Source organism: Pseudarthrobacter quantipunctorum (assembly GCF_045291495.1).
Lineage (GTDB): Bacteria > Actinomycetota > Actinomycetes > Actinomycetales > Micrococcaceae > Arthrobacter > Arthrobacter quantipunctorum.
This window is the reverse complement of sequence record NZ_CP148033.1, coordinates 40732-66182: the sequence shown is the minus strand read 5'-3', so window position 1 is coordinate 66182 and position 25451 is coordinate 40732. Positions and strand designations below refer to the sequence as shown.

Below are 25451 nucleotides of genomic sequence, written 5' to 3'. Positions count from 1 at the left end.
ATAACATGAATCCTTTCAATGACGAGGAGCACCATGACGAACTCCCCACAGCGGCCCCGGGCGGGAATCATCGGCACGGGCGGCATCGCCCACGCGCACGCAGAAGCCCTGAAGCTGGCGGGCGCCGAGCTCGTAGCGGCCGTGGATATCGACCCCGACAGGGCAACGGACTTTGCGCAAAAGGTGGGTGTTGCCCAGACCGCTTCCACCCTGGCAGCGGCAGCGGAAGCCGGACTGGACCTTGTTGCCGTCTGCACTCCGCCGTCGTCGCACGCCCCGTTGGCACGGGAAGCCCTGGCACTGGGCATGGACGTGGTCCTGGAGAAGCCCCCCGCACTGTCGCTCCGGCAGCTGCGGGAGCTGCAGGAAGCGGAACGTGCCACCGGCAAACGGGTTAGCTGCATCTTCCAGCACCGCTTCGGCACGGGCGCCCGGAAGCTTGCGGACCTTCAGGAGTCCGGAGCCCTGGGCAGCCCGCTCACCGGGTTCTGCAACACCCTTTGGTTCCGGGACCAGGCATACTTCGACGTTCCGTGGCGCGGACAGTGGGACGTTGAGGGCGGCGGTCCCACCATGGGGCACGGCATCCACCAGTTCGACCTCCTCCTCCACCTCTGGGGGCCGTGGCAGGAAGTGACGGCTTTCGCCGGAAGGCTGGCCCGCCGGACCGAGACGGAGGACGTCTCCACTGCCATCGTGCGGTTCGACTCAGGTGCCCTCAGCACCGTCATCAACTCCGTGATCTCGCCCCGGGAAACCTCCCAGCTGCGCTTCGACTATGAGAATGCCACCGTGGAACTGGAGCACCTCTACGGCTACGACGATTCGAACTGGCGCTTCACCCCGGCACCCGGCCAGGAGCGCCTTGCCGCGATGTGGGCGGATGGCCAGGCCTGCACAGCCAGCGGCCATCCCGCGCAATATGCCCGGATCATCGAGGCCGTCCGCGCCGGGACCGTTCCGCCGGTCACGCTTGCCGACGCCTACCCCACCATGGAGCTCGCCGCCGCCCTCTACGCCTCCGCCATCACCGGCAAGACCGTCCGCCGCGGTGAAATCACTGAAGGAAACCCGTTCTTCGACCGCGCCGATGGCCGGCTGGAACCCTGGAAACTGGAAAAGAGCCACGCATGAGCACCGCCGCCGGAACAACCACCCAAGCCCCCGCACGCCAGCTCGGCTGGACGGACGATGGCGCCGCCGTCGAAATCTCACTGGACGGCGTGTCCGTCCTTACCTACACCTACGCCGCAGACGATCCCCAGGCCGAATCGCCACGGCCGTACTTCCATCCGGTCCGCACGCCGGGAGGCGACCTGGTGAGCGCCTACCGCCCGCACGACCACGTGTGGCACAAAGGCATCGCCTGGTCCCTGCCGCACCTTGGGCCGGACAACTTCTGGGGCGGCCCAAGCTACCGGCGCGGCAAGGACTACCAATGGCTTCCCAACAACGGCGCCATGCAGCACCGGGAAACCACCAAGGCAACGGACGACGACGGCACGTTCAGTTTCGCGCACAGGCTGCAGTGGATCACCCAGCAGGGATCGCCCGTGGTGGAGGAGGAGAGGTCCTTCCGGGTAGTTCCGGGGACGGACGCCAGCTACACGCTGGTGTTCGACTCCGCCATGACCAACGTTTCCGGAGACGACATCCACATCGGCTCCCCCACCACGGAGGGCCGTGAGAACGCAGGATACGGCGGGTTGTTTTGGCGCGGCCCCCGGTCCTTTGCGGGCGGAACCATCATGGGACCCGGCGGCGCTACCGGCGAGGAGCTCCGCGGCCAGCGGGCCCCCTGGCTTTCCTTCGTGGGGCAGCATGATGGCACATGCCGCTTCTCAACGCTGGTGATGGTTGACGATCCCGGCAGCCCGCATCCGGAGCCGGAGTGGTTCGCGCGGTCCGAACCGTTTGCCTGCATGGGCCCCGCCCCGTTCTTCAGCAAGGAGGTCCTGTTCCAGGCAGGAGCCACGCTGCGTTTCCGGTACGGCGTTGTGGTTGCGGACGGCCCGTCGGACCAAAGCCGGGCGGAAGCCCTGGCAACGGCCGCCCGCAGCGTCCTTGCGGCTGCGCCGGCGTCCCCGGCCGGGAAATGAACGGCCAGCCGGTGAGCAGCCAGCTCCCTTCGGCTCCGGGCTTTCCCGGCGGCACCGCAGTGACCGGGCTGCGGGTGTATGACTGGGAGTCCGGCGACGGGCTGTGCGGCGGCTCGCCACACCTCCACACCGTCTCTTCCGAGGCATACGTGGTCACGGCCGGCACAGGGGAGGTGCACACCATCTCGATGGCAGGCGTCCAGGTGCACGGCCTGGCAGCCGGATCGCTGGTGTGGTTCAGCCCCGGTACCGTCCACCGCCTGGTGAACACCGGCGGGCTCACCCTCAACGTGATCATGTCCAACGCGGGCCTGCCCGAGGCCGGGGACGCCGTCCTGACCTTTCCGCACCGCCTCCTCCAGGAACCGGAGCTCTACGCCGAGCATGCCGTCCTGCCCCGGGAAGTAGGGGAAAGCGAAGTTGCGGCGGCAGCGCGGAGGCGGCGCGACCTCGCCCTGGAAGGATACGCCGAACTGCATGCATCCGTGCTGCGGGAGGGCACCGCGGCGCTCCAGGAGTTCCACCGCGCGGCGGCCCGGCTGGTCCGCCCGCGCGTCGGGCACTGGAAAGAACTCTGGGCAGCCAACGTCCAGAAGCAGGTGACGGCAACGGAGCAAGCACTCCGTGAACTGGCGGAGGGCTCAGCAGCTTCCCTGTCGGGCGCAGCGGTAGCCAGCGCCGAACAGCGCGCTGGTGAGGGGTTCGGCATGTGCGGACGCCTCACCACCTGGGAGGATTCCAGGCTGTGACGCAAACCCCCGCCGATGCTCCGCAGCCTGCCCGTGCAGCCACGATCTACGAGGTGGCGCGGATGGCCGGCGTCTCCCACCAGACCGTCTCCCGATACATGGCTGACCCGTCCAGGCTGAAGGCCACCACCTCGGAGAAGGTGGAACGGGCCATGGCGGAGCTGAACTACTCGCCCAACCTCACCGCACGCTCGCTGCGGACCAAGGCTGCGTACCGGCTCCTGGCCCTGGTCCCCGGATCCTCGCCGTACTTTCCGTCCCGGATGCTCAACGGTGCGGCCGCAACAGCCCGGGAGGCCGGCTACCACCTGGACGTCGTCGCCTTGGAGGGGGCCGGCCCGGAGCGGACGGAGCGGCTGCGCCGGATCCTGGACGGCGGGCCCTTCGCGGGGGCACTGTCCTTCGTCCCCATTTCCGGGACGGACCTCCTGCGGGCGCAGGAACGGATTCCCGTGGTAGTGGCGGGTGAGTATGACGACAAGATGCGCGGCCAGGGCCGTATTTCGGATGGTTCCGCGGCGCAGGCCATCGTGGCGCACCTCGCTTCCCTCGGCCACCGGCGGATCGCCCACATCGCCGGGCCCCAGGAATGGCCCGCAGCCCGCAACCGCCTGGACGTTTACCGCAAAGCCGTCCACGACGCCGGACTGGAGGACGGCGGGGTGGCCGAGGCCGACTGGAGTGCAGCCTCCGGATACCACGCCACACAGGCCCTCCTGGCCAATCCCACCTTCACCGCCGTCTTTGCCGCGAACGACCAGCTGGCCATCGGTGCCATCCGGGCGCTCCACGACCATGGACTACGGGTTCCCGCCGATATCAGCGTGGTTGGCTGGGACGACCATCCGGAATCGGCGTTCCTGGTCCCGTCCCTGACCACCGTCCACATGGACCTGGAGGCGCAGGGCAGCAGCGCCATGGAGCAGCTGCTCGCAGCGTTGAACCCGGGCAGCACGCCGCCTCCGGAGCCCGGTCCCACCGGCATGCGGCTGGTGCTGCGGGAATCCTCGGGACCCGCACCCAACCAAGGCCAGGCAGACTAGTCTGGAACTATGAACGTGGACGAAACCAACCTTCCCGGTCTGGGCCGGCGCAAGGATTTCATGACCGCCTCAGGCCGCCGGATCGGCGTGGTGGAGCGGCGCGAGGGCCAGACCGAACTCATCGTCTCGGCCTGGGATGATCCGGACACCTGCCAGGCGTCCATACCCCTCACCACCGAGGAAGCAGCCACCCTTGGCAATCTCCTTGGCGGGCAGCACCTGGCCATGAAACTTACAGAGGAGCACAAGGACGTCCCGGGAATCGTCACCCGGCAGTTTTCCATCGCTCCGGACTCCCCCTTCCAGAACCAGCCCATGGGCAAGGCGTGCATCCGTACCCGGTGCGGCGTCTCCATCGTGGCCATCATGCGCGAAGGCGAGGTGCTCCCGTCGCCGGGACCCGACGTCGTGCTCCACTCCGGCGACCTGCTGGTGGCAGTGGGTACCCAGGAAGGCCTCGACGCGGCGGCCGACATCCTGCGTCGCGGATAAGACGGCATGGACCCGCTGGCCCTGACCCTCATTGAACTGGGGGCCGTTGTGTTCTGCCTTGGCCTGCTGGCCAGGCTGGCCGGACGGGTCGGAATGTCACCTATCCCGCTCTACCTCCTGGGCGGACTCGCTTTCGGCGCCGGCGGCATCGTCAAGCTCGACGGCATGAAGGAATTTGCGCACGTCTCCGGTGAAATCGGGGTCATCCTGCTGCTGCTTATGCTCGGACTGGAATATACGGCGACCGAGCTCTTCACCGGCCTGCGCAGATCCTGGCAAGGTGGCGTGCTGGACCTGGTCCTGAACTTCCTGCCAGGGGCCGCACTTGCCTACCTGCTGGGCTGGGGCGGGGTGGGAGCCATGGTTTTGGGCGGCGTCACGTACATTTCCTCATCGGGAATCGCGGCCAAGGTCATCACCGACCTCGGCCGGATAGGCAACCGGGAAACACCGGTGGTGCTGTCCATCCTGGTCTTCGAGGACCTTGCCATGGCTGTCTATCTCCCCGTACTAACCACCATCCTGGCCGGGGTCAGTTTCCTGGGCGGCCTCACCAGTGTGGGCATCGCCCTGGCAGTGGTGAGTGTGGTGCTGATGGTGGCGCTGCGGCACGGCCATCACGTGTCCAAGGCCGTTCACAGCGAAAACTCGGAAGTGTTCCTCCTGAACGTGCTGGGCGCCGCGCTCCTGGTGGCCGGGATCGCCTCCGCCATGCAGGTATCCGCCGCGGTGGGAGCATTCCTGCTCGGCATCGCAATTTCAGGAGCCACCGCCCACAACGCGACCCGCATCCTGGAGCCGCTGCGGGACCTGTTTGCCGCCATCTTCTTTGTGGCGTTTGGGCTCAACACAGACCCCACATCCATCCCGCCTGTCCTGGGCTGGGCCCTGGTGCTGGCCGTCATCACGGCCGCCACCAAGATGGCCACCGGCATGTGGGCGGCCAAGCGCGCAGGGATTGCCCGGCCCGGCCGCCTACGTGCGGGAGCCACGCTGATCGCGCGCGGGGAATTCTCCATCGTCATTGCGGGACTGGCAGTGGCTTCCGGGGCGGTCCCCGGCGAACTGGCCGCCCTTGCCACCGCCTATGTGCTGTTGATGGCGGTCATCGGTCCGCTCGCGGCCCGGTTTGCAGGACCCCTGACGGCAGCACTGCCGCCGGCAGGAGTGGCCGCCAAAGCCTGAAGTTACCCCCTGCGTGAGCCCAAGGGCGGGCGCTGCACTGCCTGCTACATCTCCGTGCGGTGGAAGTTCAGGTGGCTGCGGCTGGCGGTGGGACCGCGCTGGCCCTGGTAGCGGTTGCCGTACTCGCCCGAGCCGTAAGGATGTTCCGCAGCGGATGTCAGCCGGAAGAAGCACAGCTGGCCGATCTTCATGCCCGGCCACAGCTTGATGGGCAGGGTGGCCATGTTGGACAGTTCCAGCGTGACGTGGCCTGAGAAGCCGGGGTCGATAAAGCCGGCGGTGGAGTGGGTCAGGAGGCCCAGCCGGCCCAGGGAGGACTTGCCTTCCAGGCGCGCAGCGATATCGTCCGGCAGCGTGACGGTCTCGTACGTGGACCCCAGGACGAACTCGCCCGGGTGCAGGATGAACGGCTCGTTCGGCTCCACTTCCACAAGGCGCGTGAGCTCAGGCTGTTCCTCGGCCGGGTCGATGTGGGCGTACTTGTGGTTATCAAACAGGCGGAAGAACTTGTCGATCCGGACATCAACGGATGATGGCTGGACCATCGCCGGATCGTACGGATCGAGCACGATCCGCTGGGAGTCTATTTCGGCACGTATATCGCGGTCAGAGATCAGCACCGTCCCAAATTACCGTATGGCCACTGCTGAGCAGTTATCCACAGGAACATTTTTTCGTTGTTGCAGAGCGCTCGTGGGGCTACTGTTACAGCAGTGATTCAGGCGCCGGATGGTCTCCCGGATGGCCCAACAGAGCTGGGGATGTTGTGAATAGATTGGCCGCGCCCTCTTTTATCGGGGCGCTCTTGGCTTTAGCGCTGCTCTCCTCATCGGCGGGCACGCCGCCGGTGCCGGCCGCAGGGCCGCCAGTGGGCGCAACGGGGCCCAGCAGCGTCAGCCTGGGCGCTCCGGCCGTATCCGACGGCGCGGGGTCCCCCTCCGGCGCGGGCTCCGGCGGGTCCCTGCTCGCCCCCGCGGTTGAACCGGACATCCGGCCGGCCTCACCCACGGAACCCCTGGCGACAAACCCGCCGCCGGAACCTGTGGCAACGGAACCTTTGGCACCCGCGCCCGCAACCAGCCCGTCCGCCGGCACCCTTGAGGATCCGGTGGAGCCCGCGGCACCGGCACCCGTTCCGCCCTCCGAAGAACCTGCCCCCGAGGTTCCTTCCATTCCTCCCCTCTGGGCGCCGGACGCGGAACTTTCCCCACCTTCGGCGTCCCGCCTGGCCGCCCCGGAATCCCTGGCTGCTCCGGCACCGGAAGCCCTCATTCCGGACAGCAACGCAGCCGCCATCCTCACGGTGTTCAACCGGATCAACGAGTACCGGGCGTCCAAGGGCCTGAACCCCGTGAAGTACCACGCAACAGTGGCAGCACTGGCACAGGAGTGGTCGGACAGCATCGCCTCCCGCGAGGTCATCGAGCACCGCGCCAGTTTCTGGACCGATCAGCGCGCCCTGAGTCCCAACAACGGCGCCGGTGAGGTCATCGCCATCCGCACGGACCGGGACGCGGCCCTGCTGGTGGAATGGTGGAAAGGCTCCCCCGGCCACAACGCCATGCTGCTCGATCCGCGCTTCAACGTCATGGGGGCCGGGATCAGCTACACGGACCGCACGTACAAGATCTGGGGCGTGGTGAACTTCTTCGGCTACACCACCCTTCCCGCCGGCACTACCGACTCCCCCGGCGGAACCGCGTCGGGCACACCTTTCCCGGCGCCGCCGCCCACCATGTGCGACGCCCCGGTACGGCACATGCCGCCCACGCTGGACCTCTCGGCCGCGGCCATCAAGGGGCCCGCAGACCTGGTGACCGTCGATTCTTCCGGGCAGCTCCTGGCACGCGCAGCGACGGGCGCGCGTACCTTTGCCGCTGCCAAGGTCATCGGCTCGGGTTTTGCCGGCGCCAAGGAAGTGTTTACCACCGACTGGGACCGGGACGGCGCCTATGACCTCCTCACGCAGTGGAGCAGCGGTTCCCTGACCCTGCATCGCGGCATTGCCGCCGGCGGATTCCAGCCGCCCGCCACCCTCGGAAGCGGGGGGTGGGAAACCCTTACCCTCGCCGTGGGCGGCTGGTGTGCCAACAACAGGCTCCCCCAGATCCTTGCCCTGGACGGGGCGGGAAACCTCTACCTGTACCCCAACAAGGGCCTGGGCGACCTCTCCGCACGGACCTTCGTAGCTTCCATCGGTGCCGCCCGGAAGCTGTCCATGGTGGATTACGACGCCGACGGGTTCCAGGACGTCCTGGCGCTCCGGGCTGACGGCTCAGTCCAACTGCACCGCGGCTGGGGCACCACCGCACTGCGCGCCGAAGCCAGGGCCACCGTGGCTACCGGCTGGGGTGACGTCACGGGCATCAGGCCGCTGCGCAACGTAACCGGCCTGAACTCCACCGGGCTGGCCCTGCGGCGGGCATCCGACGTTGTGCAGTACTGGGACCTGACCTCGGGAACCCTTGCGTCGCCGTCGAACATCCCCGGCCCGTGGGCCGGGCAACGCCTGGCACAGTAGGCGCACCGCCGCGGTGGACCCGGTACGCGCATCGCGCAGCGAAACCTGCCCGCAGGCGCGGGTGGCGGGGCTGGCGCGGTGGTGGGACCAACGGGGCTGGCGCGGCTAGCGGGGCAGGCGCGGGTGGCGGGGCAGGCGCGCTTGGCGGGGCTGGCAGAACGGCGCTACATGGCCGGCTGGAGTTCCAATACGTCCTTGAGCCGTTCCAGCTGTGCCACCTCGGAGCAGAGGCTCCGCTGAAGCATCCTGTTGAGGAATCCGATCCGGTTGAGGAACCTGAGCCTGTGCAGGATGCCGGCCGCCCCCTCGGCCCGGGCTTCAAGGGCAAACCTGACGCGTGTTCCCCCCGCCTCCGTACTGAGGTAGTAACCTCCCGAACGGTGGGCAGGGCCGGAGATGGCCTGGAACCGGATTTCGGCGCCGGGCCTGGCATGGGTGATCTCGAGCTCCGCCGGGATGCTCAGCCCGGAGCGGCCGGCCACCATCTTCCGGTACACCGCTCCCTTGGATGCCGAGGCGCCCTGCAGCAGTTTGACGCTGCGCACAGAATCGCTCCACACGGGCAGGTTGGTCGCATCAAGAAGGTACTGATAGACGGCCATGGCATCCCGCCGGATAAGGACCTCGTGTTCTGCGAATGCCATGGGGATCTTCCTGTGGTTGACGTCAGCGTGGCTCATAGCTGCAATCCCCCCCGGCCCCGCAGCTACCCGGAACAGGTTAGCCAGCGCCCGGCAGCCGCACCTAGCTACGGCAGGCGGCGTTATTGAAGAGTTACTGGATGACGCGCCTGCAACCGGGACACGCGCGGCGTGCAGGCCGGGTGGGCAGAGCAGGCAAACTTCTGCGCTAAGCTATGTTCTGCCCCTCCACGGCGGGGCAGCGCGGCTGTAGCTCAATGGTAGAGCGCTAGCTTCCCAAGCTTGATACGCGGGTTCGATTCCCGTCAGCCGCTCCACGCTCGCAGCGGGACAGAAGACAAACCACCCCGGGACCATTAGGTACCGGCGTGTATCGTCAGAAGCCAGGAACCTCTTCGGTTCCGCTACAGGAGCAATTCATGGCTGACAAGTCCCCGCGTCAAACAGCATCCAAAAAATCCGGCAAGTCCATCAAGGAAAAGCGGGCCGACAAAAAAGCCGCTTCCGCCCCGGCCAGCTCCCTGGACGTGACGTCCAGCAAGGCCGCCAAAAAGAAGTGACAGGGCCGCAGAACAGACTCACCCTCGGCGTAATGGCATCAACAAAGAAGCCTGATGAGCGCCGGCTCCCCATTCACCCGCTGCACTTCGAGCGCATCGCGCCCGAAATCCGCGAGCACATCATCCTCGAAACCGGCTACGGCGAGCGGCTGGGCGTCTCGGACGAACACCTCTCACCCTTGGTGGGCAGGATGGCCGGCAGGGAGTCGCTGCTGGCGGAGGCCGACGTCGTCCTCCTGCCCAAGCCGCAGCCGGAAGACCTTTCCGACATGCGGGACGGCCAGGTCCTCTGGGGCTGGCCGCACTGCGTCCAGGACCGCGCCATCACCCAGCTGGCCATCGACAAGAAGCTGACGCTGATCGCCTTTGAGGCCATGAACCACTGGGCCAGCGATGGCGGCTTCGGGCTGCACGTGTTCCACAAGAACAACGAACTCGCGGGGTACTGCTCCGTGCTGCATGCCCTCGCGCTGACCGGGTCCACCGGCGACTACGGCCGGAGGCTCAGCGCCACGGTCATCGGCTTCGGCGCAACAGCCCGGGGCGCCGTCACTGCCTTGAACGCCCACGGGATCCATGACGTCCAGGTGCTGACCAACCGGGGCGTGGCCGCTGTCGGGGCGCCCATCCACTCGGTGAACATCGTCCAGTTTGACCACGACGACGAAGCCCCCTTCCTGAGCCAGGTCATCAGCGAGCGCGGCCGGGTACCGCTGGCACCGTTCCTGGCCGAGAGCGACATCGTGGTCAACTGCACCCTGCAGGACCCCAACAACCCCCTGACGTACCTTCGGACGGAGGACCTGGCGGCGTTCAGTCCCGGGAGCCTCATTGTGGATGTTTCGTGCGACGAAGGCATGGGCTTCAGCTGGGCCCGGTCCACCACCTTCGCCGACCCCATGTTCACGGTGGGCGACCACATCAACTACTACGCCGTGGACCACAGCCCGTCCTACCTCTGGAACTCCGCCAGCTGGGAAATCAGCCAGGCCCTGCTGCCGTTCCTGGAAACCGTGGTCAGCGGCCCCGGGGCGTGGGAAGGCAACGACACCATCTCCCGTGCCATCGAGATCCGCGACGGCGTCATCCGCAACAGGGATGTCCTGGAGTTCCAGAAGCGCGAAGAGGCATACCCGCACCTCGCGCTGTAGTCCTGGCTAAGCGGCGGCCCGCCGGACAATCCGCACGGGCTGCCGCCGGTCCTTGAAGTCCACCCTCAGCAACAGCGAACCCTTGCGCGCCAGGATCACCGCGACGGTCAAAGCCGCGAGGGCGGGCACGCCGCCGGACACCAGCAGTGCCACATGCGGGTCGGCGTGCTCGGCGATCCAGCCCAGCATGGGCCCGCCGATTGCCTGGCCGCCGATCAGGACCATGATGTACAGGCTCATGACCCGGCCCCTGATCCCCATGTTGGAGCTGATTTGGACCAGCTGGTTGGACCCGGTGAGGAACATCAGGCACCAGAACCCCGAGAGCACCATCACCGCGCCGAACACCGGCATGGATGGTGCCAGCGCGGCCAGGCACAGCATGGCCCCGTACATTCCCGCGCAGAAGACCACCGAGCGCAGCCGGAGCCGGCGGCGCCGGGTCGACGCCACCGCGCCGGCCAGCGCGCCAAGCGCCACCAGGGCGTTCAGGAGCCCGTAACCGGCGGCACCCGCGTTGAACACATTGTCCGCGAAGGCGGCGAGCACCACGGGCAGGCTCATGGCGAAAACCGCGATGAAGCCTGCCATCAGCCAGGGCCAATAGATGGTGGGCTTGCCCAACGCGTAACGCAGCCCCTCGCGCAGCATCCCCTTGGCCTTCGGAGCGGGCTCACTCACGAACAACTGGTCCTTGCGCAAAAGAAGCAGCATGGCCACCGTGGAACAGCACGCGAGCGCGTTGCCGGCGAAGGCCCACCCCGCTCCCACGGCAGTAAGCATCCACCCGGCCAGGGCCGGACCGATGAGGCCGCCCAGCTGGAAGGTTGTGGAGTTGACGCTGATGGCGTTGCGCAGGTATTTGGGCCCAACGAGTTCATTAACGAATACCTGCCGGGCCGGCTGGTCAAGGACCGTCACCAGGCCAAGCACCAGCGCGATGACGTAGACATGCCACACTTCAACGGCCCCGGTCAGCGCGAGGACCGCGAGCGCGGCCGCCAGGACCGCCGCCATGCCCTGGCAAAGAATCAGGATCTTCCGCTTGGCGAACCTGTCGGCGATCATCCCGCCCCACGGCCCCAAAAGCAGGGATGGCAGGAACTGCAGCGCCACGGTGATGCCCACGGCGGTGACGGAACCGGACAGTTCCAGCACCATCCAGTCCTGGGCGATCCGCTGCATCCAGATGGCCACGACGGCGATGAAGTGGCCTGCTGCGAAAATACGGAAGTTGGGGACGCGCAGGGAGATGAAGGTGTGCTTCCAGGGCAGGCGTTCGCTGACGACGGCGAGCGGCTGGGTCTGGTGGTCCGGGGGCGCCGGGTTGGCGGTATCGATGATGGGCTGGGTGACGGTTGCCGATGACGGCGGTGGGGGTGCCACAGGTGTGTCCTCAAGTGCGTGCGGTCCGGGATGCCCTTAACGCTAGGCTGGGACTCGGGATTATGGAGGCGTATCGTCCCTATAACTCGTATTGCAAACCGCAATGTCCTCGTTGTCCGCACCGATGCCCCCGGAGTCCATTGTGTTCGAACCGGCCCAGCTGCGCTCCTTCCTTGCCGTCGCAGAAACACTGAGCTTCACCAAGGCAGCCGAGCGGCTGGGCCTGGCCCAGCCGACGGTCAGCCAGCACGTCCGCAAGCTGGAGGCTGCTGCCAAGAGGGTCCTGGTCAGCCGTGATACCCGGGATGTCAGGCTCACGGACAACGGGGACGCCATGGCAGGCTTCGCCCGGAACATCCTGGCAGCCCACGACTCAGCCTCCCGCTACTTTTCCGGCTCCGCCATGCGCGGACGGCTGCGCTTCGGCACCGCTGATGACCTCGCCATCACCGGCCTGCCGCGGATCCTGCGCGAGTTCCGGCAGATCTATCCGCAGATCAACCTGGAGCTGACGGTGGGCCAAAGCGACCAGCTGTACCGGAAGCTCAACGCGGGGCAACTGGACCTGGTTTTCGTGAAGTGGGTGGCGGGCGCCAAGGACGGAACGGTGGTCCAGCACGATTCCTTTTCCTGGGTGGGGCTGGAGCAGACCACGCTGGACCCGGCAGCACCGGTCCCGCTCATCGCCTACCCGTCCCCCAGCCTGAGCCGGAAACTGGCCATCGACGCCCTCGAGTCCCATGGCAGGACCTGGCGGATCACCTGCACCACGCGGCAGATCAGTGGGGTGCTGGCGGCCGTGAGGGCAGGAATCGGCGTGGCTGTCATGCCGTCGTCGCTCGTTCCCGAGGACCTGAAAATCATCACCCGGCGGTTCGACCTGCCCGCGGTGGGCGACGTGGACTTCACGCTGATCCGCAACCCACTGGCTAACGCAGAGGTCATCGACGCGCTGACGCAGTCCATTGTGGGCAGGACAATTAACCGGCAAGCATAACGCCGGTGCCGCCCCTTTGGGCGCAACCATTCACCCGTTTCCATTGATTGCTGAAGGTTGCATCCCCTATGCTGACTTTCTAGGTCAAGCAGCTGGCCGGTTCTCAAGTACGGGGGGCTCCTGCATGCCAGGAATTCCGCCCGGGACAGGCAGCCAATGACGACAGCCAGGAACACCCATGCCAGTTCGGCCCATGCGCGGCCGCTCAACACTGCGCGGACGCCGGCCACCCGCCGCTCCAACCTCGGCGCCGGGATCGCAACAACCGATTCCGGCTACGTAGGAAAACCTACCTGCGACACCTGCCGGACGGACGAATTCGTCTATCTGGAGTCCTACATCCCGCCAACCTACCGGCGTGATGGAACGGTCGCTTCCCTGGGTGAGGTCGCGTACACGTGCACCCGGTGCGAGGAATTCTCCGCCCACAGCGTTCCAATGACATGGACGCCGCCCGGGTGGTACCTGGGCTAGCTACCGCGAGGTCTCCACCCGCGCAACAGGCGCGGACACCCGGCATCTAAAGGCTGGCCGGCCACCTATTGGTGGTCGACCAGCCTTTTCTTGCCTCAGGGCCTGCAGGACTTCTAGATCAGCGCGTCCGAGAGATGGTTCGGGGTGCCGAAGCGGTGGGCGGTGATGCTGACGGCCTGCTCGTGCAGGAAGGGCAGCAGTTCAACGCGGCCCGCCTCGGTGACCGGGTGGGCGTAGATTGCCACGTCAGGACGTCCTCCCGTGGCTTTCGCCAGGGCCGCCGGGGTGCCGCCGATCAGGCGGACGCGGCCATTGGACAGCTTGCCCGCCGCCGCGAGCCGGCCCATGGAAGCCAGCCAGTCGGCGTCGGACTCCACCGTCACCTCGATGTCCAGTGCGATCAGTACCGGGCGCAGCTGGGCGGGAAGCTCGACGGCGGTGGACACCGTCAGTTCCGAGCCGGCCAGCACGCCGGCCGCCACGGTCCGCACCAGGTGCGCCAGCGGTGCACCCTCGGACAGCCGCACCGTCACGGGAAGGCTGCGGTAGCGGAAGATGTTGCGTTCCGCGCTGAGTCCGGAGACGTCCTTGGCGGTACCGAATTCATCGGCCCAGGCCTGCGCGTCGGAGGCCAGTGCGCGCCGGACCGACGCGAGGCCTGCAGGTTCCAGCGCGGCTTCGGCTGCATCGATGATGCGGCGGACACCTGGGTGGGTGATCTCAGCGTTCGCGGCGCTCTTGGCTGGGGTCCAATTGCCCAGGCCGGCCAGGTAATTGGGTCCGCCGGCCTTGGTGCCTGCGCCAACGGCTGACTTCTTCCAGCCGCCGAACGGCTGGCGCTGCACGATGGCGCCGGTGATGCCGCGGTTCACGTAGAGGTTTCCGGCCTGGATGGAGTCCAGCCAGGTACCGAGTTCCTCGGAGTTCAGGGAGTGCAGGCCGGCGGTGAGGCCGTACTCGATCTGGTTCTGGATGGCGATGGCCTCTTCCAGGGTCTCTGCGGTCATCACGCCCAGGACCGGCCCGAAGAATTCAGTCAGGTGGAAGTAGGAGCCGCGCTTGACGCCGTAGCGCACGCCCGGACTCCAGAGCCGCCCGGTGTTGTCCAGCTTCTTCGGTTCCACGGCCCAGTTCTCGCCCTCGCCGAGGGTGGTGAGGGCGTTGAGGAGCTTGCCGTTGGCGGGCTCGATGATCGGTCCCATCTGGCTGGTGGGATCCTCGGGGTAGCCCACCTTCAGGGAGGTGACGGCGTCGATCAGCTGGTTGTGGAACCGCTTGGACTTGGCCACGGAACCCACCAGGATCACCAGGGACGCGGCGGAGCACTTCTGGCCTGCGTGGCCAAACGCGGAGTACGCCACGTCCTTGGCTGCCAGGTCCAGGTCCGCGCTGGGAGTGACGATGATGGCGTTCTTGCCGCTGGTTTCGGCCAGCAGCGGCAGGTCCTGGCGGAAGGAGCGGAACAGCTCGGCGGTCTCGTAACCGCCGGTGAGGATGACCCGGTCAACGGCGGAGTGGCTGATGAGCTGCTTGCCGAGCTCCCGCTCACCCAGTTGCACCATGGTCAGCACGTCGCGGGGCACGCCGGCTTCCCACAGCGCTTCGACCATCACGGCGCCGCTGCGGGCGGCCTGCCTGGCAGGCTTGATGACGACGGCGGAGCCGGCGGCGAGTGCCGCGAGGGTGGACCCGGCCGGAATGGCGACCGGGAAGTTCCATGGCGGAGTGACAACGGTGAGCTTGGCAGGGACGAAGGTGGCGCCGTCGACCTTGTCCAGCTTTCGCGCGGACTCGGCGTAGTAGTGGGCGAAGTCAACGGCTTCGCTGACCTCGGGGTCGCCCTGGTCGATGGTCTTGCCGGTTTCGCTGGCCATGACCTCGAGCAGGTCGGCACGGCGGGCTTCGAGGACGTCGCCGGCGCGGTGCAGGATCTCGGCACGCTCGGCACCGGACAGGGCACCCCAGGCCTTGCCCTTTTCGACGGCGGTGCTGATGGCGTCGTTCAGCTTTGCTTCGTCGTTGATGAAGGCAGCTTTCACGGCGGCGTTGCCCAGGCTGGAGGAGGGGACGCGCTCCAGGATGGCCCGGCCCCAGTCACGGTTGGCAGGGAGGGACGGGTCCGTGTCCGGGGTGTCCTTGAACGAATCGTGCGGCAGGGACTGCGGCGGGAGGTTGCGGTTCTGCTGCCGGTTGGGCGCCGGAACGCTGTTGTCCAGTGCCTCCAGTGAGGCAAGGAAACGCTGCTTCTCGCGCTCGAAGAGCGTTTCGTTTTCGCTCAGTTCGAACACGGCGGACATGAAGTTGTCCTGGCTGGCGCCCTCTTCGAGGCGGCGGATCAGGTAGGCGATCGCGACGTCGAACTCGGCAGGGTGCACCACCGGGGTGTAGAGCAGGAGCGAGCCCACGTCCTTCTTGACCGCTTCGGCCTGGCCCTGCGCCATGCCCAGCAGCATCTCAAATTCGATGCCGGACTCAACGCCGCGCTGCTTGGCCAGGAGCCAGGCAAAGGCGATGTCGAACAGGTTGTGGCCGGCAACGCCGATCCGGATGTTCTTGATCCGCTCCGGGTGCAGGGAATAGTTGATGACGCTCTTGTAGCTGGTGTCCGAGTCCTGCTTGGTTCCCCACGTGGCAAGCGGCCAGTCGTGCAGCGAGGACTCCACCTGCTCCATGGGGAGGTTGGCGCCCTTCACCACGCGAACCTTGATGGCGGCTCCGCCGCCGGCGCGCCGCTCAGCGGCCCAGTCCTGCAGGCGGATCATGGCGGAGAGTGCGTCCGGGAGGTAGGCCTGGAGCACGATGCCGGCCTCGAGGTTCTTGAACTGGGGCTTGTCCAGGATCCTGGTGAAGACCGCAATGGTCATGTCCAGGTCCTTGTACTCCTCCATGTCCAGGTTGATGAACTTGGCCTTGGGAAATGAAGCTGCGCGCTCGAACAGCGGGGTGAGCTTCTCGACGACGTGCTCAACGGCTTCGTCGAAGGCCCACGGCGAGTGCGGGGCCACGGTGGAGGAGACCTTGATGGAGACGTAATCGACGTCGGGACGCGCCAGCAGCGTGTGCGTGCCTTCGAGCCGGCGTGAGGCCTCGTGCTCACCCAGGACTGCTTCGCCGAGGAGGTTGACGTTGAGCTTGATGCCGTCCTTGCGGATCTTCGCGATGGCGGGGCCCAGCTTGGCGTCGGTGGCGTCAACGATCAGGTGGCCCACCATCTCGCGCAGGACCTTGCGGGCGATGGGGATGACAACCTGCGGCATCACCGGGGCCATCGTCCCGCCGAGCGCCACGGCGCTGCGCATGTACCAGGGCAGGAAGGCAGGAACTTTGGGGGCCAGTGCGGCGAGGTTGCGGGCGGCGACGTTCAGATCCTCGGGGCGGACCACGCCGTCCACGAAGCCAACGGTGAATTCCAGGCCGTTGGGGTCCTTCAGGACACCGGCAAGCTGCTGGGCGGAAGCATCCACGGGAACCTTGGACGCCTCGGTCAGCCAGTGGCGGACCAGTGCCACCGCTTCGCTGGCCAATGCCTTGGCCTGGGGCACGTCAACGTCGACAGTCCGGGGCGCAGTTCCGGTGGCGGCTGCCGGTTCCATTGCAATGTGGGTCATGGCGTTTCTCGTTCTTTCCTGGGGTTTCAAGGAGGTCTTATCCACCAGTATGAGCTTCCACTCACATAAGATAAAGCGATCTTTTCTAAGCAATACAGGTTAGAAAAGATGAAGCTTTGCACGCCCGCCCCGCACCCCTCCACCCACATACGCTCTCGCACTTAATGCGGCAATTTTCCGGACGCTCTCCCACTTGATGCGGGAAAAAAGGAAACGCTCTATCACCCTGAACTGCTCCCCGGAAGTTGGACTGGCTAAATAGGATCCTAAGCTGCGAGGGCCTGGGCACGGTATTGGACCGGGCTCAGGCCCTTGAGCTTTGTTGAGATTCTTTTGGTGTTGTACCAGTGGATGTATTCCTCGACGGCGGCGGCCAGTGCGTCGGTGTTGAGGAATCGGACGCGGTGGAAGAGTTCTTCCTTGAGGTGGCCGAAGAAGTTTTCCATGACGGCGTTGTCGTAGCAGTTGCCCTTGCGGGACATTGACTGGACCGCACCGGCGCCCGCGATCAGGGCGCACCAGGAGGGGTGGCGGTATTGGAAACCTTGGTCCGAATGCACCAGCGGTTGCTCGCCGGGCTGCAGGCAGGTCAGGGCCTCACGCAGGGAATCGTTGGTGAGCGCCAGGTTCGGGGATGAGCCCAGCGAGTAGGAAATGATCTGCCGGTCAAAGAGGTCCATGACCGGTGAGAGGTAAAGTTTCCGGTCCCCGACGCTGAACTCCGTCACATCGGTAACCCACTTCTGGTTCGGTGCATCGGCGTCGAGCTCCCGGTTCAGCACGTTGGGCGCTACCGCGCCCTGTTCGCCCTGGTAGGAGTTGTAGCGCTTCCGGCGCCGGACTCTGCAGACCAGCCCGAGTTCCTGCATCAGCTTCAGCACAGTCTTCTTCGCGACCGTCCACCCTTGCTTGGACAGCTCAGTATGGACCCGCCGGTGCCCGTACCGGCCATGGTTCGTTTCGAAGATCTCCGTGACCGCGGCTTTGAGTTTCTCTTCCGGGTCCGGCGCCTGCAGCCGGGGCTGGTGATAGAAGAACGTCGACCTGGCCAGCCCGGCGACGTTCAACAGGACACCAAGCGGATAGTCAGCCTTGAGGGAAACGACGGCTTGAACCTTTACCGTCGTCCCTGTTCCCTCAAGGCCCGCAGTTTTCCCAGGTACGCCACCTCAGCGCGCAGCCGTTCGTTCTCCCGCCGCAACCGCTCAAGCGCAGGCGGCGGCGAATCGGGTTTCCGCGGCCGGCCTTTGGGCTTGGGCCGCAACCCGTCCTCGCCTTCGCGCCGGTACGCCCGGACCCACTTTTGCAGCAGCTCACGCGAGGCCAGACCTGCCTCGACTGCCAGATCCGGGCCGGACTCGCCCGCGAGGAACCGCTCGACCAGGGCACGCTTGAACTCAAACGAGTACGACCTCACCGGCCTGGCCACCAGCACTCCTTGCCCATGAATCCTCCACCGCCCATACAGCGCCCTGACCGGCACACGAGGCGCATCCAGCGACCGAGCCGCCGACCCATACCCGACACCCTTCTCAAACAACGCTACAGCCGCCTCGCGCTGCGCCTCAGACAATGAACTACGTGTATGCATAAAAACTGCTCCCCGGAAGTCGGAACTGAATTTCTCAGTCCAACTTCCGGGGAGCAGTTCACCCTCCACAGGAAGGTGATAGAGCGTCCGGGGTAAAGCGACGTTAGGTGATAGAGCGTCCGGGTATAAGCGACATCAAGTGAGAGAGCGTCCCGGGGGCGGGTCAGACGAGGGGGCGGTGCATCTCCACGATCTCGTCATGCCGGGGGCTGTTGGGATTCATCAGCGAGTGCTTCTTTCCGTAGAAGAAGTAGATGGCCAGGCCAACAAGGAGCCAGACGCCGAACCGGGCCCAGGTTTCCCAGTGCAGCTGGAACATCAGGAATGCCGATGCCAGCACGCCGAACGCCGGGATGAACGGCATGAACGGGAGGCGGAAGGTCCGGGGTGCGTCCGGCTTCTTGTAGCGGAACACGATCACCGAGAAGCAGACGACGACGAACGCGGCCAGGATGCCGATGTTGGTCAGGTCGGCGACGGCCTTGATGGGGAACACCCCGGCAAGCAGGGCGGAGGCGACGCCGGCGATCCACGTGACGCGCTGCGGGGTGCCGTGGCGGTCTGTCTTGGAGAACCAGCCGGGCAGCAGGCCATCTCGGCTCATGGAGAACCAGACGCGGGTGACACCCAGGAGGAAGGTCAGCATCACGGTAAGGATGGACAGGACGGCGAACACCGAGATGATGGTGGCGATCACCGGCAGGCCAACACCCGTGAAGGCCGAGGCAAAGCCCGCCGTGGGGTCAATGTCCTTGTAGTTCTGCATGCCGGTCAGCACCAGGGTGGCCGCCACGTAGAGGATCATCGCAATGATCAGCGAGAGGATGATGGCCTTGGGCATGTGCTTCTTGCCGTCCTTCGCCTCTTCCGCCGCGGTGCTCATGGCGTCATAGCCGAAGACGGCGAAGAAGACAGTGGCTGCGCCGGCCAGGACTGGACCGAAGCCGCTGGGCATGAACGGGTTGTAGTTGTTGGTGTCGATGTAGAAGACGCCCAGCCCGATGATGAAGAGGATCAGGATGACCTTGATGGCAACGGCTACGAGTTCGAACCGGCCGAAGGCCTTGGTGCCGCGGGACAGGATCCAGGTCACGATCAGGCAGACCGCGATGGCCGGGATGTTGACGACGCCGCCCCTGCCCTCGTCCGCGGTGGACGTCATCCAGATGGGCATGTTGATGCCGATTCCCGAGAGGAAGGCATCGAAGTAGCCGGAGATGCCGATGGCAACCACCGCCACGATGGCGATGTACTCCAGCAGGAGGTCCCAGCCGATGAACCAGCCGATGATCTCGCCGAGTGCTACGTATCCGTAGGTGTAGGCGGACCCGGCGCGGGGAATCATGCCCGCGAATTCCGCATAGGACAAAGCAGCGGCGGCGGACGCAAGGCCAGCCACCAGGAAGGAGATCAGTACCGCGGGCCCCACCCCGGGTGCGCTCTCGCTGCCGGCGGCCACCAGTCCCGCGAGGGAAAAGATGCCGACGCCGATGATGCCGCCTACGCCGATCGCCGTAAGCTGCCAAAGCCCGAGTGACTTAAAGAGGCCACTATGTTTGTTCTCTTCCTCAATGTCGTCAATGGGCTTGCGCCGCATGATCGACTGGGTCATATCTCTAGTGCTCATCAGGAACTCCTGCTTGGGGTGCGACCCCGTCACGGCGCGCGAAGAATCGCTTGTGACGGGGGTAACTCGGTCCCAACAGTATGCAAGCGTGCTTGCGTTAGATAAAGTGACTACTTCTAACCTATATTCGTTAGTTTCGGTAAGGATTTCCTCATGCTTGATGTCCGCCGGCTGCGTCTCCTCCGTGAACTCAGCATCCGGGGCACGCTCGCGGAGGTGGCAGAGGCGCTACAGTACAGCCCGTCGTCGGTATCCCAGCAGCTTGCCCTGCTTGAAAAGGAAGTGGGCGTCGAGCTGCTCCGCAAGACGGGGCGCCGGGTTCAGCTCACACCGCAGGCCGAAGTCCTGGTGGCGCACACCGCGAGCCTGCTGGAGACCATGGAGCAGGCTGAGGCGGACCTGGCCGCATCGTTGACGACGGTCACCGGCACCGTCCGGATCGCCGTCTTCCAGTCGGCAGCCCTTGCCCTCATGCCGGAAACGCTCACGCGCATGTCCCGCACCTACCCTGAGGTCCGCATCGAGATGATCCAGCGCGAGCCTGAGACCGCCCTGCACGAGACCTGGGCCCGCGATTTTGACCTCGTCATTGCCGAGCAGTATCCGGGCCATGCCGCCCCCCGCTATCCCGAGCTGGACAGGGTCAAGCTGACCACCGATGCCATCCGGCTGGCCATTCCGCCGGCGTCCGACGGCGGCCCCGCCATCTCCTCGATCGAGGACACTGCGGAACTCGCCTGGGTGATGGAGCCGCGGGGTGCCGCATCAAGGCACTGGGCTGAACAGGCCTGCCGGAGCGCCGGGTTCGAGCCCGACGTGCGCTTTGAGACCGCCGACCTCCAGGCCCAGATCCGGCTGATCGAATCGGGCAACGCCGTGGCGCTGATGCCGGACCTCGTGTGGACCGGCCGCGGCACCACGGCGCGGCTCCTGGACCTGCCGGGGAAGCCGCGGCGGACAGTCTTCACCTCGGTCCGCCGCTCAAGTGCCAAGCGGCCTGCCATCCTGGCCGCCCGGGAAACCCTGGCGGCCACGGCAGAAGCCGTAGCGGAGAATGTCGCCGGGTGACCAGCCGCCGTCGGACATGTCCACCACCCGGGGACTGCGCTCCTCCCCGCGCCATGACGCGGTGCGTCGCCGCGCCGGTACCGCTCCTGCGTAACTGTTTCCTGCGTCACTGCGCCGCAGGGCCCCCGCCGCTAGACTGAAGCCGTTATGAATCGAACAATGTTCAAGTCCAAAATCCACCGGGCCACCGTCACGCACGCTGACCTGCACTACGTAGGTTCGGTCACTGTTGACCTGGACCTGCTCGAGGCTGCCGACATCCTGCCGGGTGAGCTGGTGTCCATCGTGGACGTGACCAACGGCTCGCGCCTGGAGACGTACACGATCGCCGGCGAGCGCGGCTCCGGCGTGATCGGCATCAATGGGGCAGCGGCCCACCTGATGCAGGAAAACGACATTGTCATCCTGATTACCTACGCACAGATGACCACCGAGGAAGCGAAGAGCTACGAGCCCAGGGTGGTCCACGTGGACGAGAACAACCGCGTGATCCAGCTTGGCAACGACCCCGCCGAGGGCCTTACCCCGGGTTTGCTGCGCCCCCCTTTCGCGCTTAACAACGCCGCACTCTAACCGGAGCGTGAGCCCCGGTCCCCTGCCCCGCCGCGCCCTGCGGGCCGTCCCGTGCTAGGCGTGCTGGCGGGCTTCTTTGTGGTGTGGTGCATCATCCTGGTGGGCTGGTTCGTGGGCCGGCAGAAAATCCTGGGTGACAACGCCCGGCAGGTGCTGAGCTCCCTCACGTTTTTTGTGGCCAGCCCGGCCCTGCTCTTTGAGACCCTCAGCAAAGCGCGCCTCGCCGAAGTCTTCGCGGCTCCCCTCCTGGTGGCCGCGGTGTCGGCCGTCGCCACCGCCGCCATATTTTTCGTCATTGCCAAGTTCTGGCTCAGGCGTTCGCTTCCGGAATCACTGATGTCCTCCATGGCGGCGTCGCTGGTCAACTCGGCGAACCTGGGCATTCCCATCGCGGTCTATGTCCTGGGCGATGCCAGTTACGTGGCGCCGCTGCTGATCTTCCAGCTCGCCTTCTTCACGCCGCTGTTCCTGATGCTCCTGGACTCGAGCACCAGCAACCACCGCACCACGCCGCTGAACTTCGCTGTGATGATCCTGCGGAACCCCATGATCGTAGGCTCCGCGCTGGGCCTGCTGGTGGCGGGCACCGGATGGAAGGTCCCGGAACTGGTCATGGAGCCGATCCACCTGATCGGCGGCGCAGCGATTCCCGCCATGCTGATTGCGTTCGGCATGAGCCTGAACGGCACCCGCCCGCTCCAGGCCTCCGCGGCCCGCCGCGTGGACACGCTGCTGGCGAGCGCGTTCAAACTCGCGGTCCAGCCGGCGCTTGCCTATCTCTTTGCCCGCTTCCTGCTGGGGCTGGACGGCCATGTCCTGTTCGCCGTCGTCGTGACCGCTGCGCTGCCAACCGCGCAGAATGTCTTTGTGGCCGCCAGCCGCTACAAGACCGGCCTCACCGTGGCCAAGGACACCGTTCTGATTACCACCGTGGTGGCTGTGCCGGCCATGATCGGCGTGGCACTGCTGCTGACCTGAGCCTGGAGGGCTGCATGAATACTGTTCTGGACACCGTGGTGATCGGCGGCGGAGCGATGGGCTCGGCCGCCGCGTGGGCTTTGTCGCGCCGCGGCCGGCAGGTGACGCTGGTGGAGCAGTTCGGACCCGGGCACCGGATCGGGGCCTCGCACGGCACCACCCGCAACCTCAACCCGGGCTACCACCGGCCCGAATACGTGGCCATGCTGGCCGAGGGGCTGGCCCTGTGGGATGAGCTGGAGCAGGAAAGCGGCGAACAGCTGCTGGCGCGCACGGGCGTGGTCAACCACGGGCCGGAGCCACTGTTTGCCGATGTTGCCGCCGCCCTGGAGCAGGCCGGGATCCGCGCGGAATTCCTGCACCCCGCAGAAGCCGCCGAGCGCTGGCGCGGCATCCGCTTCGACCAGCAGGTGCTCCACCTGCCCGACGGCGGCCAGCTCAACCCTGACGTTGCCCTCCCCGCCATGCAGCGGCTGGCCATAGCCCGCGGCGCCGAGATGCGGCACCACACCAAAGTGGTGGACTTCCAGGTGATGGACGACGGCGTCCGGCTGGTTTTGGAGTCCGCTGCCGGCACGGAGGTGGTCACCGCTGCACAGGCTGTTGTCACGGCCGGCGGCTGGACGGAGAAGCTCCTCGGCGGAGCGCTTGGCAACAGCGCCGGTTCAGGGCTGCGGATTCCACAACTGCGCGTCACCCAGGAGCAGCCGGTGCACTTCAGGGTCACGGACCCGGGGGCAGAATGGCCCGGCTTCAACCACTACCCGGGGGCGGGCGCGGACTACAAGGGCTGGTATTCCCCTGTGTACGGGATGCAGACACCGGGCGAGGGGATTAAGGCCGGCTGGCACGGAGTGGGCCCAGTTGTGGATCCGGACCGGCGGTCCTTCCTGCCGGAGCCGGTGCAGCTCGCCGCCCTGCAGGAGTACGCCCGGACCTGGCTGCCCGGGGTGGACGCTGACTCTTTCGAGGCGGTCAGCTGCACCTACACCACCACCCCGGATGAGGACTTCGTCCTGGACCGGATCGGTCCCGTGGTGATCGGCGCCGGATTCTCGGGGCACGGCTTCAAGTTCACGCCGGTCATCGGGCGGATCCTTGCGGACCTGGCTACCGGCACCAGGCCCGCCCCGGAGATCTTCCGCGCCGGCCGCTGATTGCCGGCCGTCATCTGATTGCCCGCCATCATCCAGGGGCGGTTACCGGGAGCTGTCCTCCGCGTCGGTAAGGACCGGTTCCCCGCCGTCCTCGCCGTCCCCACTCGCGGCGTCCACGTTGGCCGCCCGCACAGCAGGCATGGCCAGGACCGCCGCCACCGTGAGGACCCCCGCGGCAAGGGCGGCCACGAAGACTGCGCCGGAAGCGGCCACTACTGCGGGTCCGTTGCCGCCTCCTCCGGCGGCTCCCCCATAAATGGCGTTGGCCACCGCACCGAAAACGGCCACGCCCAGTGCGCTCCCGATGGACCGGGCGAACATGTTGGTGCTGGTGACCACGCCCCGCTCATTCCAGGAAACGCTGGACTGGGCGGCGATCAGCGTGGGGGTGGCAACCAGCCCCAGGCCGAGTCCGACGACGAAGCAGCTGACGGCGACCAGCGTTACGCTGGGAGCGGCTGAGGTAAGTGCAAGGACCGCGAGGCCGGCCACGGTGATGGAGATGCCGATGAGCGCTGTGGCCTTGAACCCGATCCGCAGGTAGAAGCGCCCGGCCTGCGAGGCGCTGATCGGCCAGCCCACGGTGAGTGCCGCCAAGGCCAGCCCGGCGACCAGCGGTGAGCTGGCCAGCGCGCCTTCCAGGAACGTGGGCACATAGGACGTCAGCCCGATCATGACGGCACCAACGCCGAAGGACACAAGGGCTGTGGTTCCGAGGAGACGGCGCGAAACCACCCAGGACGGCAGCACGGGCTCCGCCGCGCGCCTTTCCACCATGAGGAACAGGGCCAGCAGCACCCCGCCCACGGCAAAAATGCCAATACTGACCGGTGAATTCCAGGCCCAGCCCTGGCCGCCTTCGAGGGCGCCAAGGATCAGCAGGCCAAGCGAAGCCGCCAGGAGGGCTGCACCGGCGTAGTCCACCCGGTGCTTGGCCCGGTCCACGTTCTCGTGCAGCGTCCGGACCAGCATCCATCCCGCCAGCAGGCACAGCGGGATGTTGACCAGGAAGATCCCCCGCCAAAACCCCAGGGCGGCAAAAATGCCGCCGAGGCTTGGTCCCACCACGGAGGAGACCGCCCACACGCTCGCGAGGTAGCCCTGGACCTTGGCGCGTTCCTCCAGTGAGTAGATGTCGCCTGCGATGGTGATGGAGACAGGAAGCACTGCGCCGGCGCCGAGGCCCTGCAGGGCACGGAAGGCGATCAGGGCGGGCATGCTCCACGCAATGCCGCAGAGCACGGACCCGAGGAGGAACAGCCCGATGCCCGCAAGGATGATGGGTTTCCGGCCCACCATGTCGGAGAGTTTGCCGTAGATGGGGACGGAGACGGCCTGCGCCAGCAGGTACGCCGAAAACAGCCACGGGAATGACTCGAACCCGCCGATGTCGCGGACGATCGACGGGACGGCCGTGGCCACGATGGTGGAATCGATCGCCACCAGCCCGGTGGCGAGCATCAGGGCTATGAGGATGGGGCCCCGTTCAGAACGGAAGCCCACTCCCTGGGCGCGGGCGGTTGGCATGGGTCTCGTTTCGGTTTCCGGGTG

The 25451-nt window shown here is 66.4% G+C and carries 21 protein-coding genes, 1 tRNA gene and 1 pseudogene; 16 read left to right on the top strand and 7 right to left on the bottom strand.

Annotated elements, in window-relative coordinates; all coding sequences use genetic code 11:
- Positions 1–33: 33 nt before the first annotated feature.
- Genes WHH00_RS00265 through WHH00_RS00240 form a run of 6 tightly spaced genes read left to right on the top strand, consistent with a single transcriptional unit; the run spans position 34 to position 5568 of the window.
- Positions 34–1134, top strand: coding sequence for a Gfo/Idh/MocA family protein (locus WHH00_RS00265; RefSeq protein WP_406635501.1), 1101 nt, complete (start codon positions 34–36; stop codon positions 1132–1134).
- Positions 1131–2099 carry a PmoA family protein gene (locus WHH00_RS00260; protein WP_406635499.1) on the top strand — a complete coding sequence of 323 codons (969 nt, stop codon included), beginning with the start codon at positions 1131–1133 and terminating at the stop codon, positions 2097–2099. The genes WHH00_RS00265 and WHH00_RS00260 overlap by 4 nt, the downstream gene beginning before the upstream one ends.
- An 11-nt stretch (positions 2100–2110) precedes the next feature.
- Entirely contained in the window at positions 2111–2848 is a 738-nt protein-coding gene (locus tag WHH00_RS00255; RefSeq protein WP_406635497.1) for a cupin domain-containing protein, read from the top strand.
- Positions 2845–3891, top strand: coding sequence for a LacI family DNA-binding transcriptional regulator (locus WHH00_RS00250; protein ID WP_406635495.1), 1047 nt, complete (start codon positions 2845–2847; stop codon positions 3889–3891). The genes WHH00_RS00255 and WHH00_RS00250 overlap by 4 nt, the downstream gene beginning before the upstream one ends.
- A 9-nt stretch (positions 3892–3900) precedes the next feature.
- Positions 3901–4383 (top strand): cation:proton antiporter regulatory subunit, encoded by a 483-nt coding sequence (locus WHH00_RS00245; protein WP_231455209.1) that lies wholly within the window; start codon positions 3901–3903, stop codon positions 4381–4383.
- A 6-nt stretch (positions 4384–4389) separates the two neighbouring features.
- Positions 4390–5568 (top strand): cation:proton antiporter, encoded by a 1179-nt coding sequence (locus WHH00_RS00240; protein WP_350004103.1) that lies wholly within the window; start codon positions 4390–4392, stop codon positions 5566–5568.
- A gap of 44 nt (positions 5569–5612) precedes the next feature.
- Here WHH00_RS00240 and dcd read toward each other — a convergent pair whose 3' ends face one another.
- A complete protein-coding gene (gene dcd, locus WHH00_RS00235) occupies positions 5613–6188 on the bottom strand; it encodes a dCTP deaminase (RefSeq protein ID WP_406635493.1) in 576 nt (191 codons plus the stop codon).
- A 248-nt stretch (positions 6189–6436) separates the two neighbouring features.
- On the opposite strand from dcd, the gene WHH00_RS00230 reads away from it, so the two are divergent.
- On the top strand, positions 6437–8089 hold the full coding sequence (locus tag WHH00_RS00230; protein ID WP_406635491.1) for a CAP domain-containing protein: 1653 nt from the start codon (positions 6437–6439) through the stop codon (positions 8087–8089).
- A 164-nt stretch (positions 8090–8253) separates the two neighbouring features.
- Here the strand turns inward: WHH00_RS00230 and WHH00_RS00225 are convergent, their stop codons facing one another.
- Positions 8254–8733 carry an SRPBCC family protein gene (locus WHH00_RS00225; RefSeq protein WP_406635489.1) on the bottom strand — a complete coding sequence of 160 codons (480 nt, stop codon included), beginning with the start codon at positions 8731–8733 and terminating at the stop codon, positions 8254–8256.
- 240 nt (positions 8734–8973) lie between these two features.
- Here WHH00_RS00225 and WHH00_RS00220 point away from each other — a divergent pair.
- The 3 genes from WHH00_RS00220 (at position 8974) to WHH00_RS00210 (ending at position 10441) form a co-directional block, all read left to right on the top strand.
- Positions 8974–9047, top strand: a tRNA-Gly gene (locus WHH00_RS00220).
- 102 nt (positions 9048–9149) lie between these two features.
- Positions 9150–9290 carry a hypothetical protein gene (locus WHH00_RS00215; protein ID WP_406635487.1) on the top strand — a complete coding sequence of 47 codons (141 nt, stop codon included), beginning with the start codon at positions 9150–9152 and terminating at the stop codon, positions 9288–9290.
- Positions 9291–9322: 32 nt separating this feature from the next.
- The gene (locus WHH00_RS00210) at positions 9323–10441 is read left to right on the top strand and encodes a N(5)-(carboxyethyl)ornithine synthase (protein WP_406635485.1); all 1119 of its coding nucleotides are present in this window, start codon (positions 9323–9325) and stop codon (positions 10439–10441) included.
- A gap of 6 nt (positions 10442–10447) precedes the next feature.
- On the opposite strand, the gene WHH00_RS00205 is transcribed toward WHH00_RS00210, so the two are convergent.
- Positions 10448–11827, bottom strand: coding sequence for an MFS transporter (locus WHH00_RS00205; protein ID WP_406635483.1), 1380 nt, complete (start codon positions 11825–11827; stop codon positions 10448–10450).
- Positions 11828–11969: 142 nt separating this feature from the next.
- On the opposite strand from WHH00_RS00205, the gene WHH00_RS00200 reads away from it, so the two are divergent.
- Both WHH00_RS00200 and WHH00_RS00195 read left to right on the top strand, forming a co-directional pair.
- Complete coding sequence (locus WHH00_RS00200; protein ID WP_066279926.1) at positions 11970–12824, top strand: LysR family transcriptional regulator; 855 nt, start codon at positions 11970–11972, stop codon at positions 12822–12824.
- Positions 12825–12980: 156 nt separating this feature from the next.
- Complete coding sequence (locus WHH00_RS00195; protein WP_406635481.1) at positions 12981–13298, top strand: hypothetical protein; 318 nt, start codon at positions 12981–12983, stop codon at positions 13296–13298.
- Positions 13299–13411: 113 nt separating this feature from the next.
- Here WHH00_RS00195 and WHH00_RS00190 read toward each other — a convergent pair whose 3' ends face one another.
- The 3 genes and pseudogenes from WHH00_RS00190 to WHH00_RS00180 all read right to left on the bottom strand — a co-directional run bounded on the left by WHH00_RS00190 (position 13412) and on the right by WHH00_RS00180 (position 20124).
- Entirely contained in the window at positions 13412–16906 is a 3495-nt protein-coding gene (locus WHH00_RS00190) for a bifunctional proline dehydrogenase/L-glutamate gamma-semialdehyde dehydrogenase (protein WP_406635479.1), read from the bottom strand.
- 266 nt (positions 16907–17172) lie between these two features.
- Positions 17173–18323: pseudogene (locus WHH00_RS00185) on the bottom strand (IS3 family transposase).
- Positions 18324–18660: 337 nt separating this feature from the next.
- Positions 18661–20124, bottom strand: coding sequence for an amino acid permease (locus tag WHH00_RS00180; RefSeq protein ID WP_406635477.1), 1464 nt, complete (start codon positions 20122–20124; stop codon positions 18661–18663).
- 153 nt (positions 20125–20277) lie between these two features.
- Between WHH00_RS00180 and WHH00_RS00175 the strand changes: the two genes are divergently transcribed.
- The 4 genes from WHH00_RS00175 to WHH00_RS00160 all read left to right on the top strand — a co-directional run bounded on the left by WHH00_RS00175 (position 20278) and on the right by WHH00_RS00160 (position 23900).
- Positions 20278–21192, top strand: a complete 915-nt coding sequence (locus WHH00_RS00175; RefSeq protein ID WP_406635475.1) for a LysR substrate-binding domain-containing protein — start codon at positions 20278–20280, stop codon at positions 21190–21192.
- Between the two features lie 147 nt (positions 21193–21339).
- Entirely contained in the window at positions 21340–21765 is a 426-nt protein-coding gene (gene panD / locus WHH00_RS00170; protein WP_172801470.1) for an aspartate 1-decarboxylase, read from the top strand.
- A gap of 51 nt (positions 21766–21816) precedes the next feature.
- Positions 21817–22743, top strand: coding sequence for an AEC family transporter (locus WHH00_RS00165; protein WP_406635472.1), 927 nt, complete (start codon positions 21817–21819; stop codon positions 22741–22743).
- A 14-nt stretch (positions 22744–22757) separates the two neighbouring features.
- On the top strand, positions 22758–23900 hold the full coding sequence (locus tag WHH00_RS00160; RefSeq protein WP_406635470.1) for an FAD-dependent oxidoreductase: 1143 nt from the start codon (positions 22758–22760) through the stop codon (positions 23898–23900).
- A 42-nt stretch (positions 23901–23942) separates the two neighbouring features.
- Here the strand turns inward: WHH00_RS00160 and WHH00_RS00155 are convergent, their stop codons facing one another.
- On the bottom strand, positions 23943–25427 hold the full coding sequence (locus WHH00_RS00155; RefSeq protein WP_406635468.1) for an MFS transporter: 1485 nt from the start codon (positions 25425–25427) through the stop codon (positions 23943–23945).
- Positions 25428–25451 lie beyond the last annotated feature (24 nt).

What these genes read in the sequence shown, in the direction of transcription:
- WHH00_RS00265 (WP_406635501.1), top strand. Translation starts at nt 34, where the DNA reads ATGACGAACTCCCCACAGCGGCCCCGGGCGGGAATCATCGGCACGGGC.
- WHH00_RS00260 (WP_406635499.1), top strand. Translation starts at nt 1,131, where the DNA reads ATGAGCACCGCCGCCGGAACAACCACCCAAGCCCCCGCACGCCAGCTC.
- WHH00_RS00245 (WP_231455209.1), top strand. Translation starts at nt 3,901, where the DNA reads ATGAACGTGGACGAAACCAACCTTCCCGGTCTGGGCCGGCGCAAGGAT.
- WHH00_RS00240 (WP_350004103.1), top strand. Translation starts at nt 4,390, where the DNA reads ATGGACCCGCTGGCCCTGACCCTCATTGAACTGGGGGCCGTTGTGTTC.
- WHH00_RS00225 (WP_406635489.1), bottom strand. Translation starts at nt 8,733, where the DNA reads ATGGCATTCGCAGAACACGAGGTCCTTATCCGGCGGGATGCCATGGCC.
- WHH00_RS00215 (WP_406635487.1), top strand. Translation starts at nt 9,150, where the DNA reads ATGGCTGACAAGTCCCCGCGTCAAACAGCATCCAAAAAATCCGGCAAG.
- WHH00_RS00210 (WP_406635485.1), top strand. Translation starts at nt 9,323, where the DNA reads ATGGCATCAACAAAGAAGCCTGATGAGCGCCGGCTCCCCATTCACCCG.
- WHH00_RS00195 (WP_406635481.1), top strand. Translation starts at nt 12,981, where the DNA reads ATGACGACAGCCAGGAACACCCATGCCAGTTCGGCCCATGCGCGGCCG.
- WHH00_RS00190 (WP_406635479.1), bottom strand. Translation starts at nt 16,906, where the DNA reads ATGACCCACATTGCAATGGAACCGGCAGCCGCCACCGGAACTGCGCCC.
- WHH00_RS00180 (WP_406635477.1), bottom strand. Translation starts at nt 20,124, where the DNA reads ATGAGCACTAGAGATATGACCCAGTCGATCATGCGGCGCAAGCCCATT.
- WHH00_RS00175 (WP_406635475.1), top strand. Translation starts at nt 20,278, where the DNA reads ATGCTTGATGTCCGCCGGCTGCGTCTCCTCCGTGAACTCAGCATCCGG.
- panD (WP_172801470.1), top strand. Translation starts at nt 21,340, where the DNA reads ATGAATCGAACAATGTTCAAGTCCAAAATCCACCGGGCCACCGTCACG.
- WHH00_RS00160 (WP_406635470.1), top strand. Translation starts at nt 22,758, where the DNA reads ATGAATACTGTTCTGGACACCGTGGTGATCGGCGGCGGAGCGATGGGC.
- WHH00_RS00155 (WP_406635468.1), bottom strand. Translation starts at nt 25,427, where the DNA reads ATGCCAACCGCCCGCGCCCAGGGAGTGGGCTTCCGTTCTGAACGGGGC.